9 protein-coding genes are annotated in these 15,847 nt (G+C 62.0%); 5 read left to right on the top strand and 4 right to left on the bottom strand.

What is annotated here, in order from left to right; genetic code table 11:
* Positions 1–63: 63 nt before the first annotated feature.
* On the top strand, positions 64–1,008 hold the full coding sequence (locus AC0QTX_RS11390) for a lysylphosphatidylglycerol synthase domain-containing protein (protein WP_474603936.1): 945 nt from the start codon (positions 64–66) through the stop codon (positions 1,006–1,008).
* A 3-nt stretch (positions 1,009–1,011) separates the two neighbouring features.
* Here the strand turns inward: AC0QTX_RS11390 and AC0QTX_RS11385 are convergent, their stop codons facing one another.
* Positions 1,012–2,511 carry a phospholipase D-like domain-containing protein gene (locus tag AC0QTX_RS11385; protein ID WP_474603935.1) on the bottom strand — a complete coding sequence of 500 codons (1,500 nt, stop codon included), beginning with the start codon at positions 2,509–2,511 and terminating at the stop codon, positions 1,012–1,014.
* A 161-nt stretch (positions 2,512–2,672) separates the two neighbouring features.
* Between AC0QTX_RS11385 and AC0QTX_RS11380 the strand changes: the two genes are divergently transcribed.
* From AC0QTX_RS11380 to glgA, 4 genes are all read left to right on the top strand, one after another.
* Positions 2,673–3,278 (top strand): DedA family protein, encoded by a 606-nt coding sequence (locus AC0QTX_RS11380; protein WP_474603934.1) that lies wholly within the window; start codon positions 2,673–2,675, stop codon positions 3,276–3,278.
* A gap of 194 nt (positions 3,279–3,472) precedes the next feature.
* Entirely contained in the window at positions 3,473–3,793 is a 321-nt protein-coding gene (locus AC0QTX_RS11375; protein ID WP_474603933.1) for a DUF2934 domain-containing protein, read from the top strand.
* Between the two features lie 142 nt (positions 3,794–3,935).
* On the top strand, positions 3,936–5,219 hold the full coding sequence (glgC, locus tag AC0QTX_RS11370) for a glucose-1-phosphate adenylyltransferase (RefSeq protein WP_474603932.1): 1,284 nt from the start codon (positions 3,936–3,938) through the stop codon (positions 5,217–5,219).
* Complete coding sequence (gene glgA / locus AC0QTX_RS11365) at positions 5,216–6,658, top strand: glycogen synthase GlgA (RefSeq protein ID WP_474603931.1); 1,443 nt, start codon at positions 5,216–5,218, stop codon at positions 6,656–6,658. Before glgC ends, glgA begins: the two co-directional genes overlap by 4 nt.
* A 134-nt stretch (positions 6,659–6,792) precedes the next feature.
* On the opposite strand, the gene glgX is transcribed toward glgA, so the two are convergent.
* From glgX to treZ, 3 genes are all read right to left on the bottom strand, one after another.
* On the bottom strand, positions 6,793–9,000 hold the full coding sequence (glgX, locus tag AC0QTX_RS11360; protein ID WP_474603930.1) for a glycogen debranching protein GlgX: 2,208 nt from the start codon (positions 8,998–9,000) through the stop codon (positions 6,793–6,795).
* A gap of 124 nt (positions 9,001–9,124) precedes the next feature.
* Positions 9,125–13,978 (bottom strand): malto-oligosyltrehalose synthase, encoded by a 4,854-nt coding sequence (locus AC0QTX_RS11355; protein ID WP_474603929.1) that lies wholly within the window; start codon positions 13,976–13,978, stop codon positions 9,125–9,127.
* Entirely contained in the window at positions 13,975–15,795 is a 1,821-nt protein-coding gene (gene treZ / locus AC0QTX_RS11350; protein ID WP_474603928.1) for a malto-oligosyltrehalose trehalohydrolase, read from the bottom strand. The genes AC0QTX_RS11355 and treZ overlap by 4 nt, the downstream gene beginning before the upstream one ends.
* Between the last annotated feature and the right edge of the window lie 52 nt (positions 15,796–15,847).

Genomic DNA, 15,847 nt, shown 5'->3' with positions numbered 1-15,847 from the left:
GCGTTGAGATCTAGGGAGCGGAGCCGTTTGCCGACACGGCCACGACGCTGATGAGGAGAAGGAATGCGGAACTGGAAGTATCTGATCGCTGCGGCCGCCGTCGGCCTGGCGGCTTTCCTGCTCTACCGCACGCTGAGCCGCTACAGCCTGGACGAGTTGATCGCTGCCGTCACCGCCGTTCCCGTTCCGAGGCTCCTGGGTGCCGCAGGATTTGCCGCAGCAAGCTATCTGTCCCTGACCTTCTTCGACTATCTGGCCCTGCGCTATGTCGGCCAGCCGCTTCCCTATCCGAAGGCGGCCCTGGCTTCCTTTACAGCCCTTTCCCTGGGTCACAACATCGGATTGGCTGCCCTGAGCAGCGGTGCGGTGCGCTATCGCTTCTACAGCCGCTGGGGGCTTACCGCAGGCGAGGTGGCAAAAGTCGTCGTCTTCTGCGGAATCACCGTAGGGCTTGGCCTGCTGACGCTGGGCGGGGCAGCCCTGCTCCTGCGCTCCGAGCTTGCCGTGGAAATTACAGGGCTGACCCTTCCGGTCATTATCGCCCTTGGCCTGGGCTGCCTTGCTGTACCGACGATCTATCTTTTCCTGTCCGCTTTCGTGCGCAGGCCCTTGCGGATCCGGCGCTGGTCGCTGGAGATCCCCGCCTTCCGGCTCGCCGCCGGACAGGTCCTGATCGGGTCCATCAACTTCGCCTTTGTCGCCGCATGCCTTCACCAGACCCTTGCGGCCGTGGCGGACGTCGCGTATCTGGGCGTGGCATCCGTCTATGTGATCGCCAACGCGACGGCGCTGGTCAGCCATGTGCCCGGAGGACTTGGCGTGATCGAGAGCGTCGTCATGTATCTTCTCCCGCAGAACGACCTGATCGGGCCGCTTCTGGTGTTCCGGTTCGTCTACTTCCTCGTGCCGCTATGCCTTGGGGGCGCTCTGCTTGCCCTAACCGAGCTGGTCCTGCGGGCCCGGGGTTCAGGGTATGAAGGAGACGCTCCCGGCTCCCTGAAGGTGTAGGCGTCATTCCTTGCGGCGGCGGAACAGGGAAAGCGGCTCGAAAGGTTCCAGGGGATCCAGGAGGCCGGTTCCTGGTGCCGGGGCATCCGGCCCCTGATCCGCCATGGCCCCGAATGCACGCAGACCGCGCGTTCCGGTATTGAGCTGATCAATGGCCAGGATGACGGACCCGTCCGCTCCTGCCAGAACCTCGGTAAAGGTATCCGGCTGCGTCTCGAGGTGCTCGGCGATGAGCCGGTCTCTCAGGCTGGCGATGGTCCGACGCTCTTCGTCGGTTGTCGCCTCAATGGCGAGGTCGCACTCGCTGTCGAGGCCCATGGAGCGGTTGTTCAGGTTCGAGGAGCCGATGCGCAGGAACACGTCGTCGACGATGATGAGCTTGGAGTGGATGAGCACCTGGCATTCGCCGCCTGCACCATTGGGGATGACCGGGTAATAGACGCGCAGGCGATCATAGTGATCGCATTTGCGCAGACGCCGGATCAACCTGTCCCGATTCGTCCCCATGACCAGCTCCTCGGCCCAGCCGTGGGATTCATGCGTCTGAATCACGACGATCTCCGGCCCTTCAGGATCGGCCAGGCGTTGTTCGAGAACGTCGCCGATACGGGGAGAGGTCATGTACTGCGCCTCGATGTAGATGCTCTTCCTGGCGGCGGAGAGCGCATCGAGAGTCAGGGCTGCAGCTTCCTGGGCGGCAGGCTGGTCTCCCCAGGCCGGATAGGTCCGGGCAATGGCGACAGGCACGTCGATGAAATCGGCCGCAAGGTCCTCCGGCCAAGGGTCATCGCCACCCGATGGGATCGGGCTCAGGTCTTCCCCTGTTGCAAGCCTCCAGCGGCCATAACCCACCTCAGCGACGGATCTTGCGGCTTCGCCGTCGACGGCCATCTGAAGATCGTGGACCGGTTCGTAGATGCTCCCATCATCCTTCACCCGGATCGGGTCGTCGCAGGCATGGCGATGGGTGTCCCAGCGCTCGACCGTCAGGTCCATGCCGCCAACGAAGGCCAAGGCATCGTCGATGCAGACGATCTTCTGGTGGTGGGCGGCATAAAGCGGATGATGGGTGTCGAGCTTGACCTGGAGGCGCGGATGGTCCTGCCAGTCGGCGCCGAATATGAGCGGACCGGGGGCCCCGGGGGCATGCACGACGGCCACGCTCCATACCAGGATCCTGACCTCGAGATCCGGCTTCGCCTCGACGAGAGTGCGAAGCAAGGGACCGAGCGGGGGCGAATCCTCGGCACTGACGTCCGGGCGCAGGCGGATGCTGCCGTCGAAATCCCACCCGATGATGAGAATCGAACGGCGCGCATGGCGCAGGGCCGCTTCCAGGCAGGCAAAATAAGGAGCGCCGTCGATCAGGATCGATGCACGATTGGCCTGGGCGACGCGCCAGCAGTTCTGCTCTGGACGCAGGATCGAGCCCTGAGGAAACAGCAGGGATGCCTGGGCAAACTGGAGTTCTTGCCGGCTCGTTGTTTCTTCCAGAAGCTGCACGCGAAAAAGATCCTAAACGCAGTCCTGTGCCAACTCGGAAACCGAGGCCAAGGTTCCGGGTGGAAACAGAGCGCTCCAAAATCGTTGCCCAGAGCGGAACGGGCTTGCAAACCGAGCCTGCATCGCAGTTTTACTGTGTCTATTCAGAAGTGGTGACAAGCGTGTTCGACTGGATGGTGAGCCTTATCGAGAAAACCGGGTATGCTGGCATTGCCCTGCTCATGTTGCTCGAGAATGTTTTTCCGCCGATCCCCTCGGAGGTCATCATGCCCTTGGCAGGCTTTTCCGCCGCCCAGGGTACGCTTAGCTTCTTGGGAGTTGCCATTGCGGGCACGATCGGCTCACTCGGCGGCGCCTATTTCTGGTTTCTGATCGGCCGCTGGATCGGACCAAAGCGTCTGAAGCGATTCGCCGCCAAGCACGGGCGATGGTTGACCCTGCACCCGGATGAGGTGGATCAGGCCCGAGCCTTCTTCTCCCGTCATCAGGCGTTCGCTCTGTTCTTCGGGCGCTTGATCCCTGCGATCCGCTCCCTGATCTCCGTCCCGGCCGGGGTGAACTGTATTCCGATTTCCACCTTCCTGCTGTGGAGTTCCCTGGGAACGGCGCTCTGGACCTTTCTCCTTGCGGGCGCCGGGTATCTCCTCGAGAGCCAGTACGAGAAGGTCTCTGAATGGCTGAACCCCGTCTCGAACATCGTCTTTGCGGGGCTGGCTGCATGGTACGTGTACAGGGTCGCCCGCTTCAAGGCTCCTGAAGGCGCCTGAAATTTCGGCGGGCCTGTCCGATCTCTGAGCAGACATTTGCGCGGATTCCAGCCTTTGCCGTTGCCAATCCAATGAAGCGCCTAATAATTTACACAGTTTGCACGATGACCGCACGAATGGCGGCTGGATGGTCCGGCTGGCCTTTTTCTGCGCTTCATCGGGCTGGGGCATGACATCAGGACTGAAGGGCGACCATGGACAAGGAACTTGAGAACAAAATCCGTGAACGGGCTTACGAGCTCTGGATGCGGCACGGGGCTCTCCCTGATCGGGCTGACGAGTATTGGTATCAGGCTGAGCAGGAAATCCTCGGCCAAAGCAGCGAAGAATCCGGTACCCACCCTCCGTCGCTCATCGATCCTGCCCCCCTGGGCATGACCAGCATGACGGCCGATGAGGCTCCTCCGGCCGCACCGAAGACCCGCAAGAGGCGCAGTCCCGCCCCGGCTCCGGCGGAGGAAAGCGGCGATCTTCAGGCGCCGCCGAAGCGCAGGCGGTCAACTCGGGTGACCTGAGCACGATCAGAAGACAAGCCTTCGACCTACGGTCGGAGGCTCTCGGGCGGGAACTCCGTTGATGTCGAGCATGCGACAAGTACCAGCAGCCATTCCGGCCTCTATATAGTCAGGTGACTGCCTTTGATGTGAGGACCCGGTCTTGCCGAATTCCAGCGTTCCCTACGCACCTCTCGCTCGTCATGCCATGGCGTATGTTCTCGCCGGGGGGCGCGGCAGCCGGTTGATGGAACTGACTGACATTCGCGCCAAGCCCGCCGTCTATTTCGGCGGCAACACACGCATCATCGATTTCGCGCTGTCGAATGCCCTGAACTCCGGCATCAGGCGCATCGGAGTCGCGACGCAGTACAAGGCCCACAGCCTTATCCGCCATCTGCAGCGGGGCTGGAACTACTTTCGAGCCGAGCGGAACGAAAGCTTCGATATCCTGCCGGCCAGCCAGCGTGTCTCGGAAACCATGTGGTACGAGGGCACGGCTGATGCGGTTTATCAGAACATCGACATCATCGCGAGTATCGACCCCGAGTACATCATCATCCTGGCGGGTGATCACATCTACAAGATGGACTACGAGCTCATGCTGCGGCAGCACGTCGACATGGAGGCGGACGTGACCGTCGGCTGCCTCGAGGTGCCGCGCATGGAGGCGACCGGCTTCGGCGTGATGGCCGTCGACAAGACGGATCGCATCGTTTCCTTTCTTGAGAAACCCGCCGATCCACCCGGCATGCCAGACGACCCGAGCAAGGCCCTGGCGAGCATGGGCATCTATGTCTTCAATACCCGGTTCCTCTTCGATCAGCTGAGACGCGATGCGGATACTCCCGGCTCCAACCGGGACTTCGGGAAGGACATCATCCCGTATCTCGTTCAGCACGGTAAAGCCGTGGCGCATCGCTTCACGCGCTCGTGCGTCCGCTCCGGAGCGGAGGCCGGCGGGAGCGACGCGGAGGCCTACTGGCGCGATGTGGGGACCGTGGATGCGTATTGGGAGGCCAATATTGATCTTACGGCGATCGTCCCCTCTCTCGATCTCTATGATCACGACTGGCCGATCTCGACCTTCACGGAAACATGGCCGCCGGCGAAGTTCGTTCACGATGAGGAAGGGCGCCGCGGTCACGCCATCAACTCGCTCGTCTCCAGCGGCTGCATCGTGTCGGGAGCGTCCCTGCGCCAGTCGCTGGTCTTCACGGGCGTGCATCTCCATTCCTTCGCCTCGGTCGAAGGAGCCGTCATTCTACCCTATGCGGATGTCGGAAAGGGTGCGCGGCTCAGGAATGTCGTCGTGGATCGAGGCGTGCGCATCCCTGATGGGCTCGTTGTCGGCGAGGATCCCGAACTCGACGCCCAACGGTTCCGCCGCACCGAGAAGGGCATCAGCCTCATCACAAAGCCGATGATCGAGAGATTGGCCGGATGAGGCCTCTAAACGTTCTCTCCGTTGCCTCGGAGATTTTTCCCATCATCAAGACAGGCGGACTGGCCGATGTCGCCGGTGCCCTCCCGTCCGCCCTTGCAGCGGAGGGTGTGACGGTCATCACGCTCGTTCCGGGATACCCATCCGTGCTGAAGGCTCTTGATGGATCAGAGGTCGTCCATCGCTACCCGGGCTTTTTCGGCGGAACGGCAAGCCTGCTGTCGGGAAGGGCAGGAAATCTGGATCTCTTCGTCATCGATGCTCCGCATCTCTTCGACAGGCCCGGCTCTCCCTATCTTGCACCAGATGGCCGGGACTGGGCGGACAATGCGCGCCGCTTCGCGGCTCTTGCTCGGGCGGCGGCCGATATCGGCCAAGGGCTGGTACCGGGCTTCGTACCCCATGTGATCCATGCCCATGATTGGCAGGCGGGCCTCGCACCCATCTACCTGAGCCTCACGGAAGGCCCGCGCCCTGCAACAGTCGTGACGATCCACAACATCGCCTTTCAGGGTGTTTTTCCCCCACACCTGTTGTTCGAACTGGGGCTGCCGGCCAGCACCTTCACGATCGATGGTGTCGAGTATTATGGGCAGATCGGCTTCCTGAAGGCTGGCCTGCAGCATGCGGATCGAATAACGACCGTTTCACCGACATATGCCAAGGAAATTCAGGCGCCTGAAGGCGGGATGGGGCTCGATGGATTGCTGCGGGCGCGATCGAGCGTCGTGTCCGGCATTCTCAACGGAATCGATGACGAGGTCTGGGATCCCACGACGGATGCGCAGCTCGGACAGACGTACAACCGCGACAACCTCGATGCCCGTATCGTCAACAAGACGGCTCTGCAGAAGCGTCTGGGCTTGAAACAGGACCCAGAGGCGATGCTCTTCGGCGTCGTCAGCCGTCTGTCCGAGCAGAAAGGGCTCGACCTCGTGCTCGCCGGCCTCTCGGGGCTTCTTTCAGATGGAGCGCAACTCGCACTGCTGGGATCCGGAGACAAAACCCTCGAGGACAGCTTCCGGACAGCCAGCATCATCTATCCGGGTCAGGTCGGATGCTTCTTCGGCTATGACGAGGCGCTGGCTCACCTGATACAGGGCGGCAGCGATGCCTTGCTGGTACCGTCGCGATTCGAACCCTGCGGCCTGACGCAGCTGTGCGCCATGCGCTACGGGAGCGTTCCCATCGTCTCCCGGGTGGGGGGATTGGCCGATACGGTAATCGATGCCAATGAGCTGGCGATCGCTGCCTCTGTGGCAACGGGTATCCAGTTTGGACCCGTCGCGCTCTCGCCTTTGACGGATGCCTTCAAGCGGGCAAAAACTCTTTGGCATAAAAAAGAGGCGTGGCGGAGCCTGCAGCGCAACGGCATGAGCGCGGATGTGAGTTGGCGGCGACCGGCAAAGCAGTATGCGGACCTGTACCGATCCTGCATTTGACGTGAGATCACTGAGAGCATCGTGCGGAAACGTGGATCCGGTTTTCGCACCAGCGCTGCTCCCGGCTCAGGAGGAAGCATCGATCCTAAGAGTGAACCCCACATTTAGGATCGATGCTTTAGAAGAGCCCCGTATCAGGCGCTCTTCCTCTTCTCGGGCTTCGGCTGCTTGACAGGCTTCAGCTGGAACAGCAGCAGGGATTGCGCCGTGACTGTGTAGACCTTGCCGAAGCCGAATTCCGCCGGAGTGTCCAGGTCCGGCTGGTTGGTGTCGATGTGGCACATCCATGCCTCGCCGCCGACCACCTCCGGCAAGGTGCATTTCACCACGTCGTTATGAGAATTCAGGATGAGAAGGAGGGTCACATCCGTACCACGCCTGCGAATGCCGGTCGGTTGAGCGCGGCCATCCAGCAGGATGCTGATGCAGCGCGCATTGGGATCTTCCCAGTTCTCCGGCGTCATCTCGTCCCCGGCAGGCGTGAGCCACGTCACGTCCTTGACGTCGAGTTCCTCGTTGTAGACGCCTGAGAGGAAGCGACCGCGCCGCAGGATCGGCAGGTTCTGACGCAGCTGGATCAGCTTGCGGGTGAACTCGAGCAGTTCGACTCCATCCTCGTCGATTCCCTCCCAGTCGATCCAGGACACCTCGTTATCCTGACAATAGGCATTGTTGTTGCCCTGCTGCGTCCGGGCGAATTCATCGCCGGCCAGCAGCATGGGCGTCCCCTGCGAGAAGAGCAGGGTGGCCAGCATGTTGCGGATCTGCCGCGATCGCAGCGAGCGGATCTCAGGATCGTCCGTGGGGCCTTCCACACCATAGTTGGAGGAGAGGTTGTGATCGTGCCCGTCCTTGTTGTCCTCGCCGTTCGCCTCGTTGTGCTTATCGTTGTAGGAGACGAGATCGTTCAGGGTGAAGCCGTCATGGGCGGTGACGAAGTTGACCGAGGCCCAAGGCCGTCGCCCGCGCTTGTTGAAGATATCCGCCGATGCCGTGAGTCGGGCTGCGAGTTCCGGCAGTTTTCCCTCTTCACCCTTCCAGTAGGCGCGCACCGTATCGCGATAGCGGTCGTTCCACTCCGCCCAACCTGGAGAAAAGCGGCCGACCTGATAGCCGCCCGGTCCGCAATCCCAGGGTTCGGCGATTAGTTTGACTTGACTGAGCGCAGGATCCTGGCGGCAGGTATCGAGGAAGCGGCCATCCTCCTCGAAGCCATGCGGCTCGCGGCCCAGGATCGTCGCGAGATCGAAGCGGAAGCCATCGATCTGAACCTCCTGCGCCCAGTAGCGAAGACTGTCCGTGACCATCTGGAGTACACGGGAATGGCTGAGATTGACCGTGTTTCCAGTGCCGGTATCGTTGATGTAATAGCGAGGATCGGGCGCAAGCCGGTAATAGGAGGCGTTGTCGATGCCCCTGAAGGAGAGGGTCGGTCCCAGCTCATTGCCTTCGGCCGTATGGTTATAGACCACGTCCAGGATGACCTCGATCCCGGCATCGTGGAGATGGCTCACCATCTCCTTCACTTCGTTGACGAAGGGCGTTGCAAGGTACCGCGGCTGAGGTGCAAAGAAGCCGATCGAGTTGTAGCCCCAGTAGTTCTTGAGACCCTTCTCGATGAGATAGCTGTCATCCACGAAAGCGTGGATCGGCAACAGTTCGACGGCTGTGACGCCGAGATTCTTGATGTACTCGATCACCTCGTGCTGCATGAGCCCCGAGAACGTGCCGCGAAACTCCTTCGGCACCGCCGGGTGCTGCATGGTGAAGCCGCGCAGATGGGTCTCATAGATGATAGAACGTTCCCAGGGGATCTGCGGACGTCGGGCACGTGCCCAAGTGAAAGCCGACTCGACGACTCGGCACTTCGGCATGAACCGAGCGCTGTCGCGCTTGTCGAAGGACAGGTCAGCATCGGGAGAGCCCAGCGTGTATCCGAAAAGGGCCGGGTTCCAGTTCAAGTCGCCGATGAGCTGCTTGGCATAAGGATCAAGCAGGAGCTTGTTGGGGTTGAAGCGATGACCGGATGTAGGCTCGTAGGGGCCATGGACCCGGTAACCGTAAGTCGTGCCCGGACGCGCATCCGGAAGGTAGCCGTGCCACACCTCGTCGGTATATTCCGGAAGCTCGACCCGTTCGATCTCCCGCTGGCCGTTCTCGTCGAACAGGCACAGTTCAACCTTCGTGGCATTCGCGGAGAAGATCGCAAAGTTGACACCCAGACCATCCCATGTGGCCCCGAGAGGATAAGGAAGTCCTTCCCGCACCCGCGACGTGCGCCGCACGTTCGGGGATACGATCTGAGGCGGCGATTGCTCACGGGTATCGACTTTGTCATTCATGGGGGATCTCGGAAGCCAAACGGGGCAAAATGTCTGTGTTCTTCAACGCACGAGCCTGCAGGAAGTCCCCTGCAAGCGGAACTATAAGTTCGGCTCTTTAGCCTCACAGCTGACTTGTATCCGCCTATGAGGGCATCAGCCTGAGAATAGCGAAGGAGACCTCCGTCATCAGGCCGGATACTTTCGTCCGACTCTGATCGATGAGAATATCGTCCCCTGTCATCACATTTCGCCAATGCCCCTGTGCAAGCTCAATGCGTGTGTCACCCCAAATTGCGGCGTCGACAGGTGGATTATCGCTCTTCATCAAGTCTGCCCAGAGACGCGGAACGACGACGGCAAGCGCATCCGTCCCATGCTGCCTGACATAAGCCAGAAGATGGTCTGCATGCGCACCCTCGCCTTCCAGCAACTGATAGTCACCTTCGGCATAAAGAGTCGGTGATTGCATCCGGTCCTGCAGCAGGGCAGCCGTGATCCGCTGCTTGATCCGCCCGTCTTCCCAGTTGCTCATAAGCGACGTGAGCGGTTCGCTCTTCTCCAGAGCCTTTGCGCGGGCTGCGTAATCTACCGGGCGCCGGTTGTCCGGGTCGACCAGGGCGAAATCCCAGAACTCCGTACCTTGGTAGATATCCGGCACCCCAGGCAGCGTCAGCTTGAGAACCGTGCGGCTCAACCCGTTCAGCATTCCCAATGCGGAGAGGCGCCGGGCAAGGCTGCCGAAACGCTCCAGAAAAAGGCCGTTCTGGTGGAGAACGGCTCTCAGGAGCCCAAGAGCGGCTTCCTCATAGGCATCGTTCGGAGCAACCCAGCTCGTATGCCGCTTGGCTTCGCGAAGCGCCTTGGTGAGGTAGCCCTCCATCCGTTCCTGGAACGAGGCCAGTCTCTTGCGGTCGGTCTTCTCCAGAAGTTCCAGAGGCCACGCACCGAGCAACGTCTGGAGCAGCATGACCTGATCGTTTGCGTCCGGTGCTGGAATTCCGTCGATCTCAGACAGGTGAGGGGATGCGAGCTCCTTCCAGACACCGAGGGCGTTCGCCCATTCATCAGGCATCTCTGAGAGAGCGAGAAGCCGGGCTCGCGCATCCTCGCCGCGCTTGGTGTCGTGCGTGGCGGTGGCGATCATGGCGTGAGGCCAATTGCGCGCGCGATCCGCATTCGCCTGATGGAAAGCAGTCGGCGACAGGCCGAAATGGCCGGGGTCGCCGCCCACCTCGTTCAGGGCGATCAGGCGTGCATAGCGGTAGAAGAGTGTATCCTCCAGGCTCTTGGCCATCACCGGGCCTGTGAGCTGCTGGAAACGGCGGCGGAAGCGGCGCACGTCACCAGAGTCGCCGGCCTCTGCCCGCCCGAGAAGGGCCGAGGCGATGAAGTCGTGCACGGTCCGATCGGGAAGGGCGCTGGAGGTCTTGGCGGCTTCGATCGTCTCCTCGATCAGGCGCACATCCTCGGCAGCGGGCTCGCCATCCTTCAGATAGCTGCGGTAGATCGGGAAGGTGGCGACGATCTCCACCAGAGCCTGGCGCAGGGCGAAGGTCGTGTAGTCGCGCGTGCGGCGGCTGGCATCGGCGATGGCCTTGATGTCGGAGACCAGAGCCCCGAGTTCGCTGGCGAAGTTCTTCTCGGTGATCTCGACCTTGGCTTCCTTAAGGAGATCCTCGTATGAGCCCTGGAGACCCGATGCCTCGCGGTAGATCCGCTCGAAATCTTCGCCCGATCGTCCGTCCGTCAGCACGCCGTCGATCAGATTGAGGGTGTCGTATCCCGACGTTCCGGCAACGGGCCAGGGACGCAGCGCTTCGCCGGGCTCGAGGATCTTCTCGACCACCACATAGAAGCCCGGTCCGACCTTCTCCTGAAGGGAGCGGGCGTACCCCTCCGGATCGGCGAGGCCGTCGATGTGGTCGATCCTGAGGCCGTGAACGAGACCTTCGTTCACGAGACGGAGGATCAGCTCGTGGGTCTTCTCGAAGATCTGCGGAATCTCGACGCGGATGCCCGCCAGGGTGTTGATGTCGAAGAACCGGCGGTAGTTGATATCGCTCGATGCCACCCGCCAGAACGAGAGGCGGTAGGCCTGCGCCTCGAGGAGGCGGTGCAGGGCATCGAAGCTTCCCGCATCATCCGGGCTGCCGTTGAAGGCCGCAACGGCCCTGTCAATAGCTTTCCGCAGATCCGACGAAGCGGAAACCTCCTGTACCAGATCACGCTTCAGCCCCTCCGCCACCTCCGGAAGCGAGGAGGCGTTCCCGCCGGCGGCCAGCTCTCTCATGGCCCGCAGGCGCTCGGTCATGCTCCGCAGCTTCCCGGCCTTGGCGGAGTTGCTCAGCGATACCAGAGCACGATCGAGGATCTCGGGATAAGTCGTCGGACAGATCGGGAAACGGTGCTCCCAGTGCCACACGCTGAAAGACCCTGCCTGAGGATCGAACTTCAGCTGAAGCTCGCCTCTTTCGAGAACCTCGCCGTAGAGGCCGCCCAGGGACGGGAGGATCAGCTTGCCGTCAGCTCCGGGGCGCTCCCAGTCGATATCGAACGCGTCAGCCACGGGGGAGAAGCGCCCCCATTCCAGCACGGAGAGCCACCAGCCGTTGGACTGGCCACCAACGCCCATGTGGTTCGGCACGATGTCGAGGAGGAGCTTGAGGTCGTATTGCTTCAGAACCTCCGAGAACCGGCGGAAGGCATCTTCCCCGCCGAGTTCCGGATTGATCGCCGTGTGGTCGACGATGTCATAGCCGTGAGTGGATCCGGGGGCGGCCGCCTGAATGGGGGAGGAATAGACATGGCTGATGCCGAGGCTTGCCAGATAAGGCACGATCTTTACGGCATCGTCGAACGTGAAGTCCTTGTGGAACTGCAGGCGGTACGTGGCGCGGGGCGGCGGCGCGGCGAGGGTGCTCCTGCGAGGTCGTGCGGCCCGACCCTCTTCAGTGAGGGCGACAGCGAGCTTCGCCATCAGGCTCTCCGGGGCGACGATCTCCTCGACGGTACTCGAGAGCCTTCGGCGCCAGTTGGGATGGCCAACGTCCATGCCGGGCATGTTGGGCTGGTTCAACTCGCCGGACGCGTCCTCGATCTGCACGGCCGTGAGCACCGATGAGGTGCGGGCGAGGTATCGGATGGTCGCTTCCAGCGGCGGTGCTTCCGGTGCCTGGGTCGAGGGCAGAAGTCCTCCCTCCAAGAGCGCTTCGGCGAAATGTGCCTTATCCGCCTTGCGTGCGGCCCGCTCCTGAGCCGAGGTCTTCGGGTCGAAGACGCCCAGGGTCTGGCGCAGGTCGACATCGAGGCCACGCCACCACCCGGTGAAGGTCGGCAGGTCGTGAGTGGTGATCACGGCAAGGGCCGACCGCGGATACTGGTGCGGCCTCTTGAACGCGGATCCATCCCGCTCGAAGGGCAGGACCCGGTAGCTGAGGATGCCCGATTCCATGATTGCATCGGAAAAGCCTTCCGGCCCCGTGCCGAGATCTTCGGCGATCACGAGACAGCGGGCACGGTGGCTCTCGATCCGCAGCACCGCAAGCATGGCCTCGAACGGGTAATCAACATAAGCCCCCTGCGACGCGGGAGCACCGGACGGGATCAGGAAGAGACGCTGAAGCTGAAAGGCATGATCGATGCGGATGGCGCCGGCATGGCGCATATTGGCCGAAACGAGATCACGGAAGGCTGCAAGGCCCTGCTCCTCCAGGGTGAGCGGGTTGAAGGGCGGCAGGCCCCAATCCTGTCCCTGCGGTCCTAGCGGGTCGGGCGGTGCGCCGATGGACAGCCCAGGGGCATAGCGCTCCGGCGTCGACCAAATCTCGGACCCGCCGCCATCCGATCCTACGGCGAGGTCGCGATAGAGCCCGATGGGAAGTCCGGCCCCGCGGGCTCGTTCGGCGGCCTGTCCCAACTGCCGGTCGGCCAGCCATTGCAGCCAGGCATGGAAGGCGACGCGCTCCGCTTCCTCGGATCGGAACCCTCTGACCTCGTCTGAATGGACTGACCGGAAGGCTTGGGGCCACTCGCCGGTCCAGAAGTGCCCCTGCGCCCGGAAATGCTCGGAGAGCGCCTCGAAGGTCGCATGCGCTTCCAGAGCCTCGCCGCCTTCTCGGCGGAATTTCTCGAAAGCGCTCTTGTTGCCGGAGTTCTGGAACCAGGACCAGAGGGCATCGAGAACGGGGCGCTTGATGGCCCAGGCCTCTGCATAGTCGATGAGCTGAGCGCTGCGCAGTTTGGCGAGACGCTGCTCCACGTCCGAACCTTCGAGCAGCCCCTGCGCGCCACTCTCGGCGAAGCCGTCGACAACCGTCGGGTCGATGTAGAGAGACTCGAGAAACAGGCGTGAGGACGGCGAATAGGGAGAGATCTTGGAGCGATCCGCCGCGAAGAGCGCATGAACCGGGCTGAGACCCAGGAACGCGCCGCCGAAACGGCCGACATTCTCTGCGGTAAGAGCCACGTCCGAATAGTCGCCGATCCCGAGATCGCGTTCCGAGCGCAGGGAATAGACCTGCGCCGTCAGCCCCCACAATCTTGCATCACCCTTCAGTGCGTCGGGCTCCCAGCACCTGTCAGGTGCGGCGATGATCGTCGCCTCCCGGTCGCCCAACTGGAGCCGGTGGTAGCCCATCGGAAGGGGCAACAGATCGAGAGTACGGCTGGCTTTTGTGAGCCGACCCTCGTGAGTGGTTCCGCCTTCCTCGGTGAGGGTCCAGGCCGATGCTCCGGGAGAGCCGCGCAGTTTGATCTTCGCGGGCGCCCCGGCTTCCACGGGCAGTACTGCCGGGATCGGACCCGTCCTCAGTTCATCCAGGCGCCTGAGGCTCTCCTGCGCCCCTTTCTCGGACGTGACGTCGAGCCCGAGAGCGATCAGCAGGGCTTTGCGGGTGTCGGAGCTCGTCTCGACCCTTTTTCCGAAGGCATCGCTGTAATCCGGGGAAATGCCGACGAGCGCGGCCATCCGCTCCAGCAGAGCGTCCAGCTTGCTCATACGGATGTCTCCTTCATGACGATGGCCGACCATGGCGGAAGCCGAAGGTTCGCGTCCTCAAGCTCGGCGCCTCCGGTCGACCAGAGCACGCGAAGACGCTCATCCGCATGCCCATTCACGATCCCATCGCCGAAATTAGCCAACAGGCGAAGCGTGCCGGCTGAAAAGGCCCATGTCACGTCGAGAGATTTCTCGGGTGAGATCGTGTAGCGCGAGCCGCGATACTGGCTTTTCAGGAGGGGCACGATCTCAGACTGCCTCAGATCGAGCAGGCGGCGCGTGCTGGACAGGATGTCCTGATGAGGCGCCTGATCGTTCTCCGCCCAATCGATCCTGGATCGCACGAACGTCGCGCGATCAGTCGGATCAGGAATTTGCTGTGACATCTCCGGATCCGTGAAGGCCTTGAAGCGCTTGAACTCGCCGCGTCGTCCTTCGCGCACGGCCTTGGCCAGATCCGGTTCGCTCTCGAAATCAACGAAGAACTGGAACGGCGCCGAGGCTGCCCATTCCTCACCCATGAAGATCAGTGGGATGTGAGGCGACAGAAGGAAGACGCCTTGCGCGAGAGCCATGCGCTCAGGGGAAATCAAATGCGACAGGCGTTCACCGAAGGCGCGATTTCCCACCTGATCGTGGTTCTGAAGGAAGGATACAAAGGCCGTTGGAGTGAGATGGCCTGAGGGTTCGCCGCGAACGACGCCATCCTTATGTGGGGAGGGGTCGCCCTGATACGCAAAGCCTTCCGCCAGCGCCCGCCCGAGATGCTCGATCGGACGGTCGGCATAGTCCTCGTAATAGCCCTCGTTCTCTCCGGTCAGAAGGGCATGCCATGAATTGTGGATGTCATCGGCCCATTGCGCCGTGTGGAGCTTCGGCCTTCCGTCCGCATCACGGCCGAGCCAGCGAGCTTGGTTGGCCTCGTTCTCGAGCACCAGATGAACGCGGCGGCCGGGAATGGCTTCACGGATTCTGTTTGCCAACTCTTCGATGAAGTGCGGCTTGCTATCGTCCACGATGGCATGGACGGCATCAAAGCGAAGTCCATCGAGATGGTATTCCTCGAGCCAATAGAGCGCGTTGTGAAAGAAGAAGTCGCGTACGGTGCGGCTGCCTTCACCATCAACGTTGATGCCAGCTCCCCAGGGCGTCGGATGGCGCTCCGTAAAAAAGGTCTTGGCGTATGCGTGAAGGTAATTCCCCGAAGGGCCGAAGTGGTTGTAGACCACATCAAGGAAGACCATGATGCCGAGCGCATGCGCGCGTTCCACGAGGCGCTTCAGATCGTCCGGGCTTCCGTAGGCTGCGTCCGGCGCGTAGGGCAGGACGCCGTCATAGCCCCAGTTCCGCTGCCCCGGAAACTCGCCGATGGGCATGAGCTCGATGGCCGTGACGCCGAGATCCCGCAGGTCCTCAAGCTTGGTCGTAAGGCCTGCATAGGTGCCCTCCGGCGTCGCCGTGCCCACATGAACCTCATACAGGACGGTCTCTTCCCAATCTCGGCCTGTCCAGGAGGTATCGGACCACCGGTATGTCCCCGGATCGACGACGAGACTCAGGCCATGGACATCATCGGGCTGGAACCGGGATGCCGGATCAGGCACCACGAGGTTGCCATCGATTTTGTAACCGTAGCGATTGCCGGCACGGGCCTCCTTCGAGACGAGGCGATACCAACCGGCGTCATCCGCCGTCATCTGAAGCTCTGCATCGTCGAGCACGAGCCGCACGTCTTGTGCGGTAGGCGCCCATAAGGCAAAGCGAACACCTTCGGGGGTTATCTCAGCCCCAAAGGGCATGGAGTGAACACGCCGCATCTGAACTCCGGAAAAGCAGGGAGGCACTTGCGAACGAGCATTGCAAGGCAAT

The sequence above is a fragment of the Microvirga sp. jy35 genome, assembly GCF_056148915.1.
This window is presented reverse-complemented; position numbering and strand designations above follow the sequence as displayed.

Coding starts and splice junctions, on each gene's coding strand:
- AC0QTX_RS11390 (WP_474603936.1), top strand. CDS start 64: ATGCGGAACTGGAAGTATCTGATCGCTGCGGCCGCCGTCGGCCTGGCG.
- AC0QTX_RS11375 (WP_474603933.1), top strand. CDS start 3,473: ATGGACAAGGAACTTGAGAACAAAATCCGTGAACGGGCTTACGAGCTC.
- glgA (WP_474603931.1), top strand. CDS start 5,216: ATGAGGCCTCTAAACGTTCTCTCCGTTGCCTCGGAGATTTTTCCCATC.
- glgX (WP_474603930.1), bottom strand. CDS start 9,000: ATGAATGACAAAGTCGATACCCGTGAGCAATCGCCGCCTCAGATCGTA.
- AC0QTX_RS11355 (WP_474603929.1), bottom strand. CDS start 13,978: ATGAGCAAGCTGGACGCTCTGCTGGAGCGGATGGCCGCGCTCGTCGGC.
- treZ (WP_474603928.1), bottom strand. CDS start 15,795: ATGCGGCGTGTTCACTCCATGCCCTTTGGGGCTGAGATAACCCCCGAA.